The organism is Paraburkholderia graminis C4D1M (assembly GCF_000172415.1).
Lineage (GTDB): Bacteria > Pseudomonadota > Gammaproteobacteria > Burkholderiales > Burkholderiaceae > Paraburkholderia > Paraburkholderia graminis.
This window is the reverse complement of sequence record NZ_ABLD01000014.1, coordinates 156,236-166,786: the sequence shown is the minus strand read 5'-3', so window position 1 is coordinate 166,786 and position 10,551 is coordinate 156,236. Positions and strand designations below refer to the sequence as shown.

General features: G+C 63.0%; 11 protein-coding genes. 7 read left to right on the top strand and 4 right to left on the bottom strand.

Features of this window, described 5'->3' with window-relative positions; genetic code table 11:
* The first annotated feature begins 198 nt into the window (after positions 1–198).
* The 7 genes from fliL (at position 199) to fliR (ending at position 4,841) form a co-directional block, all read left to right on the top strand.
* Positions 199–696 (top strand): flagellar basal body-associated protein FliL, encoded by a 498-nt coding sequence (fliL, locus tag BGRAMDRAFT_RS21535; protein WP_006050938.1) that lies wholly within the window; start codon positions 199–201, stop codon positions 694–696.
* Between the two features lie 53 nt (positions 697–749).
* Positions 750–1,748, top strand: a complete 999-nt coding sequence (gene fliM / locus BGRAMDRAFT_RS21530) for a flagellar motor switch protein FliM (protein WP_006050937.1) — start codon at positions 750–752, stop codon at positions 1,746–1,748.
* Positions 1,741–2,208 carry a flagellar motor switch protein FliN gene (gene fliN, locus BGRAMDRAFT_RS21525; protein WP_006050936.1) on the top strand — a complete coding sequence of 156 codons (468 nt, stop codon included), beginning with the start codon at positions 1,741–1,743 and terminating at the stop codon, positions 2,206–2,208. The genes fliM and fliN overlap by 8 nt, the downstream gene beginning before the upstream one ends.
* Complete coding sequence (gene fliO, locus BGRAMDRAFT_RS21520; RefSeq protein ID WP_006050935.1) at positions 2,205–2,831, top strand: flagellar biosynthetic protein FliO; 627 nt, start codon at positions 2,205–2,207, stop codon at positions 2,829–2,831. The genes fliN and fliO overlap by 4 nt, the downstream gene beginning before the upstream one ends.
* Positions 2,832–2,890: 59 nt before the next feature.
* A complete protein-coding gene (gene fliP / locus BGRAMDRAFT_RS21515) occupies positions 2,891–3,685 on the top strand; it encodes a flagellar type III secretion system pore protein FliP (RefSeq protein WP_374709670.1) in 795 nt (264 codons plus the stop codon).
* Positions 3,686–3,748: 63 nt separating this feature from the next.
* Positions 3,749–4,018, top strand: a complete 270-nt coding sequence (gene fliQ / locus BGRAMDRAFT_RS21510) for a flagellar biosynthesis protein FliQ (protein ID WP_013340831.1) — start codon at positions 3,749–3,751, stop codon at positions 4,016–4,018.
* 40 nt (positions 4,019–4,058) lie between these two features.
* Positions 4,059–4,841 carry a flagellar biosynthetic protein FliR gene (gene fliR, locus BGRAMDRAFT_RS21505; protein ID WP_006050932.1) on the top strand — a complete coding sequence of 261 codons (783 nt, stop codon included), beginning with the start codon at positions 4,059–4,061 and terminating at the stop codon, positions 4,839–4,841.
* 126 nt (positions 4,842–4,967) lie between these two features.
* On the opposite strand, the gene flgL is transcribed toward fliR, so the two are convergent.
* From flgL to flgJ, 4 genes are all read right to left on the bottom strand, one after another.
* Positions 4,968–6,191, bottom strand: coding sequence for a flagellar hook-associated protein FlgL (gene flgL, locus BGRAMDRAFT_RS21500; protein WP_006050931.1), 1,224 nt, complete (start codon positions 6,189–6,191; stop codon positions 4,968–4,970).
* A 10-nt stretch (positions 6,192–6,201) separates the two neighbouring features.
* Positions 6,202–8,175, bottom strand: a complete 1,974-nt coding sequence (gene flgK, locus BGRAMDRAFT_RS21495) for a flagellar hook-associated protein FlgK (protein WP_006050930.1) — start codon at positions 8,173–8,175, stop codon at positions 6,202–6,204.
* A 210-nt stretch (positions 8,176–8,385) separates the two neighbouring features.
* Positions 8,386–9,159, bottom strand: a complete 774-nt coding sequence (locus BGRAMDRAFT_RS21490) for a flagellar brake protein (protein ID WP_029970940.1) — start codon at positions 9,157–9,159, stop codon at positions 8,386–8,388.
* Positions 9,160–9,540: 381 nt separating this feature from the next.
* The gene (flgJ, locus tag BGRAMDRAFT_RS21485; RefSeq protein WP_006050928.1) at positions 9,541–10,545 is read right to left on the bottom strand and encodes a flagellar assembly peptidoglycan hydrolase FlgJ; all 1,005 of its coding nucleotides are present in this window, start codon (positions 10,543–10,545) and stop codon (positions 9,541–9,543) included.
* Positions 10,546–10,551 lie beyond the last annotated feature (6 nt).

The following is a 10,551-nucleotide window of genomic DNA, read 5'->3' as shown; positions in this document are numbered from 1 at the left end:
CCGCGAAATCAAGGAAAGGCCAAAGGGGTTAACAAAAAACCCCCAACCCCCATCCAGACCAACAAAAAACCAAAGCCGGCCCGCAGGGCCCAAAAACCAGAGATAGCCCGCATTAACCCTTCTGTTCGACCCATCGCGCCGCAGGCAAATCAACAACAATCACTATCACCAGCACTAACGGCAAGCACAGCAAACCTCATGGCTACCACTCCCGCAAATCAGCAAGTCGCGCCCGCTTCCCCGGGCCCCATGAAACGCATCATCCTGATCGCCCTCATCGCTGTCGTCGCCGCGGGCGCGACCGGCGCAGGCGTGTGGTTCTTCATGTCGAAGCGCGCTCCGGCCGCCGCCACGGCTGCCGCGCCGGCGCCCGCTCCGGCACCCACGTTTTTCCCGCTCGAATCGATGACGGTCAACCTCCAGTCGGACGACGGCCAGCAGCACTTCCTGCGCATCGGCCTCACGCTCAAGCTCACCGATCCGAAGACGACGCCGGAGCTCACCGAGCACATGCCGGAAATCCGCAGCCGCATTCTGCTCGCGCTGTCGAACCATCATCCCGATGAACTGGCGCCGCTCGAAGGCAAGCACGCGCTCGCCACCGAACTGCGCACGCTGATCGAGCAGCCGACCGACAAGGGCGCGGCGCCGATCCACGTCCAGGACGTGCTGTTCACCGAATTCGTCGTGCAGTGACGCGCTTGCGCACTGCCATCATCCAACGTCACGGTATGCACGAGGAATAAGGAATGGGCCACGAAGAATTCATGTCCCAGGAGGAGGTCGATGCCCTCCTCAAAGGCGTAACCGGCGAGTCCGACTCTGAAGCCGAGCAAAGCGAGCGTGTAGGCGTACGTCCCTACAACATCGCGACGCAGGAACGGATCGTCCGCGGCCGGATGCCCGGCCTCGAAATCATCAACGACCGCTTCGCGCGACTCTTGCGCGTCGGCATCTTCAACTTCATGCGGCGTTCGGCGGAAATCTCCGTCGGTCCGGTGAAGGTGCAGAAGTACAGCGAGTTCACCCGCAACCTGCCGATCCCGACCAACCTGAACCTGGTCCACATCAAGCCGTTGCGCGGCACGTCGCTGTTCGTGTTCGACCCGAACCTGGTGTTCTTCGTGGTCGACAATCTGTTCGGCGGCGACGGGCGTTTCCACACTCGAGTGGAAGGCCGCGATTTCACGCAGACCGAGCAGCGCATCATCATGAAGCTGCTGAACCTGACGTTCGAACACTACGCGGCGTCGTGGAAAAGCGTGCGTCCGCTGCAGTTCGAATACATGCGCTCGGAAATGCACACGCAGTTCGCGAACGTCGCGACGCCGAACGAAATCGTCATCGTCACGCAGTTCTCGATCGAGTTCGGCACGACGGGCGGCACGCTGCACATCTGCATGCCGTACTCGATGATCGAACCGATCCGCGACATCCTGTCGTCGCCGATCCAGGGCGAGGCGCTCGAAGTCGACCGCCGCTGGGTCCGCGTGCTGTCGCAGCAGGTGCAGGCGGCGGAAGTCGAACTGACCGCCGACCTCGCGCAGGTGCCGATCACGTTCGAACAGATCCTGAACATGCGCAAAGGCGATGTTCTGCCGATCAACATCCCCGAGCACATCACGGCGAAAGTCGACGGCGTGCCGGTGATGGAATGCGGTTACGGAATTTTCAATGGTCAATACGCGTTGCGCGTGCAGAAGATGATCAGCGCAGCCGACACGATGAAGGAAGGTGGATATGAGTGATCTGAACGCAAAGCCCGAGGAAGCGCTGAGCGCCGCCGCGGCGCAGGTTGCCGCCGACGCGGCGAGCGCCGAGGACGAAGCGGCGCTCGCCGACTGGGCAAGCGCGCTCGCCGAGCAGAACGACAACACTAGCGAAATCAGCGCGACCACGGCCGGCGTGTTCCAGCCGCTGTCGAAAGTGGCGCCGACCACGACGCGCAACGACATCGACATGATTCTGGATATTCCTGTCCAGATGACCGTCGAACTCGGCCGCACCAAGCTCGCGATCCGCAACCTGCTGCAACTCGCGCAAGGTTCGGTCGTGGAACTGGACGGCATGGCCGGCGAACCGATGGACGTGCTCGTCAACGGCTGCCTGATCGCGCAAGGTGAAGTCGTGGTGGTGAACGACAAGTTCGGTATTCGCCTGACCGACATCATCACGCCGTCAGAACGTATCCGGAAGTTGAATCGATGAAACCGGCAGTCGTTTGTGCCGTGTTGCCTGTGTCGCGTCGCGTATCCAGCCTGGCAATGCGCGCGGTGCTGTCGGCAACGGCCTGCTTCGGCGCGCTCTGCGCTCCGCTCGCCGCGCACGCGGCCGACATGAACGCGGTCAACAACGCAGCGAAGATGGCGTCGACGGTCGGCGCGGGCACTGCGGTTCCGGCGCTCGGCGTCGGCGCGGTATTGCAAACGATCGTCGGCCTCGTGGTCGTGATCGGTCTGGTGTTCGGCTGCGCGTGGCTCGCACGCCGCTTCGGCTTGCAGCCGGGCAGCCGCAGCGGGCTCGTGAAAACGGTCGGCGGCGCATCGCTCGGCGGCAAGGAGCGCGTCGCGGTCGTCGAGATCGGCGATACGTGGCTGGTACTCGGCGCGGCGCCGGGCAACGTGCGTCTGCTTCATACGATGCCGGCCGGCTCGGTCGCGATCGATACGGTCGGCAACGCGCAAGCGGGCACGCCGGGCGGAACAGGCAGCACCGGCAGCACGGGCGCGAACGGCACCACATTGTCTGGCAGCTTCGGCCAGCGCTTTCGCGACGCCTTGAAAGGCGAAGTGAGCAAACGTTTCAACGGGCAAGGCAACGGGGTTCGGTAATGCAGTTCAGTCTTCAATCGGCGCAGTGCGCGTCATCCTCGAGCAACTCATACACGTCGATGACCTCCCGCGCCGCCCGGGCAGCAGTTCGCGGCTTGCGCCGCGCGACACCCGTCGCGTTGCCCGTGGTGTTGCCCGCGATAATGCTCGCGCTGCCCACGCTTTCGTTCGCGCAAACCGCCGGCTTGCCGGCCTTCAACACGAGCCCTGGTCCGAACGGCGGCACCACGTATTCGCTGAGCGTGCAGACGATGCTGCTGCTCACGATGCTGTCGTTCCTGCCCGCGATGGTGCTGATGATGACAAGCTTCACGCGAATCATCATCGTGCTCTCGCTGCTGCGCCAGGCGCTCGGCACGACGACCACGCCGCCTAACCAGGTGCTCGTCGGCCTCGCGCTCTTTCTCACGCTGTTCGTGATGTCGCCGGTGCTCGACAAGGCTTATACCGACGGCTACAAGCCCTTCTCCGAAGGCACCGTGCCGATGGAAACGGCCGTGAGCCGCGGCCTCGCGCCGTTCAAGACGTTCATGCTGCGTCAGACGCGCGAAAGCGATCTCGCACTGTTCGCACGCATCTCGCACGCCGCGCCGATGCAAGGTCCGGAAGATGTGCCGCTGTCGCTGCTGGTGCCGTCGTTCGTCACGAGCGAACTGAAGACCGGCTTCCAGATCGGCTTCACGATCTTCATTCCGTTTCTCATCATCGACATGGTGGTGGCGAGCGTGCTGATGTCGATGGGCATGATGATGGTGTCGCCCGCGACGATTTCGCTGCCGTTCAAGCTGATGCTGTTCGTGCTTGTCGACGGCTGGCAATTGCTGCTCGGCTCGCTCGCGCAAAGTTTTGTTTAAACAACGCGCGCTCGCGTTGTTGTTCACGTCCCTTACGTTGTCGATGCTTCCGGTTGAATCGCCATGAATTCAGAATCCGTCATGACACTCGCGCACCAGGCCATGTATGTCGGCCTGCTGCTTGCCGCGCCGCTTCTGCTCGTCGCGCTGGTGGTCGGTCTCGTGGTGAGCCTGTTCCAGGCCGCCACGCAGATCAATGAATCGACGCTGTCGTTCATTCCGAAACTGCTCGCGATCGCGGTCACGATGGTGATCGCCGGTCCGTGGATGCTCACCACGATGCTCGACTATCTGCGCCAGACTCTCACCAACATTCCGACGCTCGTCAACTGAGCGCCGCGTTGTCCTTCCTGCATCGAGCTACGACGCCGCCATGTTTTCCGTCACCTACGCGCAACTGAACGCCTGGCTCACCGCGTTTCTGTGGCCGTTCGTGCGCATTCTCGCGCTGGTCGCGACCGCGCCGGTGCTCGGCAACCGCTCGCTGCCGCTGCGCGTGAAGATCGGCCTGGCGGCTTTCGTCACGATCATCGTCGCGCCGACGCTCGGCGCGTTGCCGCAAGTCACGGTGTTTTCCGCCGAGGGCGTGTGGATCATCGTCAACCAGTTCCTGATCGGCATCGCGCTCGGCATGACGATGCAGATCGTGTTTCAGGCGATCAGCGCAACGGGCGATTTCGTCGGACTGGGCATGGGGCTCGGCTTCGCCACTTTCTTCGATGCGCAAGCGAGCAGTTCGAGCCAGGTGCTGTCGACCTACATGTACACGATCGCGATGCTGGTGTTCCTCGTGATCGACGGTCATCTGCAGATGATCAGCGCGCTGCTGGCTACTTTCAATACGCTGCCCGTGTCGGCGAATATTCTCGGCTCGCCTGGCTGGCGCACGCTCGCCAACTTCGGCAGCACGATTTTCTCGGCGGGACTTCTGCTGTCGTTGCCGGTGGTCGCCGCGCTGCTCATCACCAACCTCGCGCTCGGCATTCTGAACCGCGCGGCGCCGCAAATCGGCGTATTCCAGATCGGCTTTCCGCTCACCATGCTGATCGGTATGCTGCTTCTGCAACTGATGACCCCCAACATGATTCCGTTTTTTGCGCGCCTCTTCACGGTGGGCATCGATCAGATGGGACGCGTCGCGCTCGGTTTCCGATAAGCCGGGCTTTTCGCGGCAACGCAGCGTAAAAGCAGCACGTCAAATCAACGCGCCAAAAACAGAAAGGGCGGAACCGGCTCACACCGGTTCCGCCCTTCTTCTTTGAGCGGCTCGCCGCCCGCGCGATCAGTTCAGGTACTGGAACAACGAAAAGTTCTGAATCTTCACGAACGCCTGCTGTGCCGTGTCGAACGCGTTCTGCGCCAGCGTGTATTTGCCGACGGTCTTGATCATGTCCGTCTGCGTCAGATCCGACAGGTTGCTCGCCGTTTGCAGCGTATTGTTTTGCGTCACCTTCTGCAGCGCCTGCACTTCCTGCGAGCGTCCGCCCACGGTCGCCGTCGCGGTCACGACGTTGTTGATCGTGTTCTCGAGCTGCGTCATGCTGGTGACGAGCGCGCTCTGGTAGCTCGCCGTCGACGCACCGCCCGAGATCGGCGATTGCAGCGTGCTGATCAACTGGCTCAGGTTCGCGAACACGTCCATGCTGCCTTGCGTGGCTGGCGTGACGGAGAAGCTGTCGCCCGCATTCGGCGCGCCGCTGATCGTCACCGACTGGCCGCCGAGCGTGATCGCCGAGCCTGCGGTGAAGGCTTGCGGGCCGCTCGTCGTGACCGCGCCGGTCGCCGGATCGGTCTGGCTGACGGTGTAAGTCGTCGACGACGAAAAGTTAATCGAGTACGTGTTGTTGTTCGTCGGATCGGTCGGGTTATTGAGGCTCACCGTGCCGATGACGCCCGTGCCCGTGTTAGCCGCGGCCCCCGCCGGAACCGAACTCGTGCCGATGGGCGCGACGCTGCTGAAGATCGAAGTGCCGTTGTCCGAGGTCTGCACGAGGTGCGAGTCGGTGATCTGCACGGCTGGGATGCCGGTGTCGCCCGAATAGGTGACCACGCCGGCCGAGTTCGTGTTGTACGGCTGCGCGCTGCTTTGATAACCGGCGAACAGGTAGTTGCCCTGCGGATCGGTTGCGTTGGCGAGCGTCATCAACTGGCTGCGCAAGCTTTGCAGTTCCGTTGCGATGGAGCCGCGGTCGCCGTTGTTCAGCGCACCGTCGCCGGCGTTCAGCACGAGCGTGTGGACTTTTTGCAGCACGTCGGTCACGCTGCCGAGCGTCGTCGATTCGAGCTGCAGCGACGCGAGCGCCGTGTTCTGGTTGCTCGTGTACTGCGCGAGAGTCGTCGCCGTCGAGCTCAATTGCACGGCCTGCGCCGCGCCGAGCGGATTGTCCGACGGCGTGGAAAGGCTCACGCCGCTCGAGATCTGCGCGTAAAGCTGCGACAACTGAGCTTGCTGATCGCTCATCGTCGCGACGTTCATGGTGAAGTACTGCGTGCTGGAGATGCGCATGTTCAACGCCTCACTGGAAGATGCCGAGCAGCGTCTGGAACAGGGTCTGCGCGGTCTGAATGACTTTGCTGTTCGCCTGATAGAGCTGCTGATACTGAAGCAGATTGGCTGCTTCTTCGTTGATGTTGACGCCCGACACCGACTGCTGCGCGGTGGTGATCTGCGTCACGAGCGAAGCCTGCGCCGTGCTCGAAGTCTGGATCTGATTCGTCTGGTTGCCGATGTCGTTGACGTAGTTCGCATACGCGCCCGTCAGCGTGACCGTGCCGCCGTTCATCGATTTCGCCGTGGACAGGTTCGACAGCGCAAGCGCGTTGCGGCCGTCGTTGTTCGCACCGCTGTTCGGGCCGATGGTGAACTTGTCGCCGGCAGAAGGCACGCCGCTGATCGTCACCGAGACCTTGTCCATCTGGCCGGCCGTCGTGTTGTTGATCGTGAGACTCGCGCCGGTCGCCGACGAATACGGCACGACGGTCGTCGCGCTCGTGATCGGATAGGTTGTTGCCGGTGAACCGGCCACCGTCACCGTCGAGCCGACCGGGAAGCCGGTGAGGCCCGTGCCGTTGTAGGTGAGCGTGGTGGTCGAACTCGGCATCGTGTAGCCGGCCGTGACCGTGCCTTGCGAGATCGCGCCGGTGCCGGTGTTGGTCGACGCGGCCGAGCCCAGAACCGGCGATGCGGCTGCGATTGCGGAGCCGTCCGTGGTCACGGTCGCGAAGCTGTTCAACGCGCCGCGGGTCGGTTCGACCGTGAACGAATCGCCGGGATTCATCGTGCCGGTGGTCGAAAAGTTCAGGCCGTTGATCGGCTGGCTCAGGTTCGCCGCGGAACCGACCACGGTGCCCGTCGAATTGTCGGTCAGCGTGTAGCCCGTGCCGTTGTAGGCGAGCGTGTAGTCGCCGGTGGTCGGCTGCGCGGGGTTCGCGAACGACACGTTGAGCGACGCATTGCCGGTGTTCTGCGTGTTCGCGTAGACGGTCGGGCCGCCGACGGAGAACAGCGCGCCGCCTTGCACGCCCGCAAGCGTGATGCCGAGCGCGTTCTGCGCGTTGACCTGCGACGCGAAGCTGACGGCGATCGCGCCGAGTTGCGCTTCCGCCGGATCGAGCGTCTGGCTGCGGAACGCGAGGAGACCGCCGAGCGTGCCGCCGTCAATCTTGCTGTCCGGCAGAATTTGCGGCGCCGCGGCCGGATTCGCGCCCGCCTGGCCGAGGTACTGCACGGACAGTTCGCTCGAATCGCCCGTCGAAGGCGCTGTACCCAGGTTGAAGCTGTTGCCGCCCGACACGAGCGGCTGGCCGTTGCTCATGAACACGCCGTAGCTGCCGTTGCTGTTGACGACCTGCACGCCGATCAGTTGCGACAGATTCGACACGGCGAGGTCGCGCTGATCCAGCAACTGGTTCGGCGGCTGGCCTTGCGTGCTGGCAGCGGAAATCTGGCCGTTCAACTGCGCGATCTGCTGCGTGTAGCTATTGATCTGCGAAACCGTGTTGCTCAACTGCGTGTTGACGCTTTCGCGCAGCGCATCGTATTGCTGGCCGGCGGCGTTGATCTGGTTCGCGAGCGTCTGCGCGCCGCTCATCGCCGTCTGGCGCGTGGCGAGGCTCGAAGCATTGTTCGAGACGTTCTGCATGCCCGTGAAATAACCCGTGATCGCACTGGCAAGGCCGGCAGTCGGGCTGCCGACCAGATTGTTCAGTTGCGAGATCAACGAGTTGTAGGTGGCCAGCGAGCTGCTGGACGACTGCGCGTTGTTGAGCTGCGTCGTCAGATACTGGCTGTATTGACGCGTGACGGTGACGGTCGAGACGCCCTGCGGCAGGAAGCCCGAACCCGTGTACTGGCCGCCCGTTTCCGCGAAGACCGGCGTTTCAATGGTGTAGCCCGGCGTCGACGCGTTGCTGATGTTCTGGCCGGTCGTCGTGAGTCCCCACTGGGCTGCGTTCAGTCCACTGAGGCCGAGATTGATGAGATTGGACATGCGTCATCCTGAAGGGCGACACCGTACACATGCCGCCGCGTTACTTGAACAGACTGTTTAACGGCTTTTGCGACGGAAAATTGAGGCCATTCACGACGCTTGTGAGACTTTGGTTCAACGTTGATGCAACGTTTGCGAGGCCGATGCGGCGCGGGCCTGCATACACCCCGCGCGCTTCGCTTCTGCTTCGCCTCTGCTCCCGCCCGTTCGTTAGCGAACGAGCGAGCGGCGCTTCATTTCGAGTTGCGTGATGAGACGCTGCAGCGTGTTTTCCGCGCTGCCCGGCAGCGTCAGAAAACGGAAGCCGAGCTGGTAACGCTGCGTGCCGTTGGGCAGCGCGAGCGACCGATGCGACACGAGCTGCAGATCGAGCGACAGACGCCCCAATGAGCCGAGCACCAGTTCGCAGTCGTCCAGACGCGTGCCCATGGGCAGTTCCGCAACACGTTCATCGGCGGTGCGCATGCCGACGCCGCCAAGCGACAGGTCGTGCACTTCGAAGCGGAACGAATCGCCTTCCGGCAGACGGCCGGTGCATACATACGGATCGAGAATCGGTGCGTCGACGCGGAAATACTCGCGGCGTTGCACATAGAACAGCACTTCCGGAAAGTCCGCTTCGAATGCGGGCAGTCCCTCGAAACGCGTCTCGCGCGGCGTGCCTGTGCCGAACTCCATGCGCACGCCCTCGGGCGCCGCGTGAAACTGGCAGCTCGCGGCGGCGAGCAGACCGCGGTTCTGATCCGACAACGCGCCCCAGTCGAACGTGAAGGTGCGGCCGCGCACGTCGACGTCGAGCAGGCGCGTGACCAGTTGGCCGCCCGCATATTGCACGGTGAGGAAGTCGCCCCGATTGACGAGATTGCGCAATTGAACGCCGATTTCCAGCGGATTACGACGGCCGAAATCGTGGGCGCTGTCGTCTAACGGAACGTGCGGCTGCATCTGCGTGTCGGTTTGGCCGTTCGACTGATTGGTTTCCATGGGCTTGCCGGTATGCATGTTCTTGCGGGCACGTGCCAGAGCTCCTGCCGGGGCTTTCGGGCGGTCTTTTTTCTGCGGACCGCGGCACGCGCATTCAACCGGACATTGACGCTTCCGGTATGGGCTCTAACGGATTAGCGGCAGTATCCCGCTAAAATTTAGGGGCGCCCAATGAATTATTTAGAATCGCTTCGCGCAAACGTTAAAGCTCGGGTAACTCGCCGATAACGCGTCGGTAAATCGTCGGCCGTTTCGTCGGCCATTTACAGCCATTTATTGGCCGCGCCGGTATTCACACCCGGTTTCGCGGGTAGACCGGCTGCCCTCCGGCAGCCGGCCTCTTCCGTCTTGTCACGCGCGTGGCCCCGTCGCATGCTCTCTTCAACCCATCTTGTCCATAATCGACATCAGTTTTTTCGCGTAATGCGGATCAGTGGCATAACCGGCGCGCTGCATGCCGTTGGCAAAACCCTTTACGTCATGCGCGGAATTGATGACCTGCGCGTAACGCGGATTACCCTTGAGCAGGCTCGCGTAATCGGTCATGGCTTCCTGATACGAGTCATACGCGCGGAATTTCTCGACCACGCGCTGCGGCTTGCCGTGCACATACTCGGTGGTGAGCGTGGAAACCGTCTTGCCGGTCCAGTCCTTCGTCGCCTTGATGCCGAACACGTTGTGGCTCGTCGTGCCGTCCGCCTTCTTGATCTCGCTCTTGCCCCAGCCGGATTCGAGCGCGGCCTGGCCGATGATGAAGCGCGCCGGAATGCCGGTCGCGGCACTTGCCGCCTGCGCCGGACCCGCGAGCTTGTCGACGAAAGCGTCGACCTTCGGCGAGCTGCCGTCGCCCTTTAACGGCGGCGTGAGCGCGCTGTTGGCCGAGTAGCCCTTGCCCATCGCGAGCTGACCGTTCGCTTGCGCATTGCCGTATGCCTTGGCGAGCGCGTTGAGCGCCGCCGTCTGGCCTTCGTCGCCGCCGCTGCCCCCGCCGAGCGCGTTGGCCATGCCGGCAAGGCCGCCTGCGCCATTGGCTCCATTGGCGCCGCTTACCTGCATGCCCTGGTTGCGCATCAACTGCTTGAGCATCGCGTCGGCCACGCCGATTCCCTTCTGCGACAGATGCTGCGACAACTGCTGGTCCATCATCGACGTGAAGGTGGCCGTGTCGTGCGAGTCGAACGGGCCGTCCTGCGGCGTCGCATCGCGCATGCTCTTGAGCATCATCTGCGTGAAGACCGCGTCGAACTGCTCCGCGGCCACTTTCATGCCGGCTTGCGGCGATGCCTTCGCCTGCGCGCTCAGCTTCGCGAAACCCTGCACGTCGAGCGCGAAGCGCTGGCTGAGATCGTTCGCCGCCGCGGCGGAATTGGTCGTATCCGAATTCATCTGCTG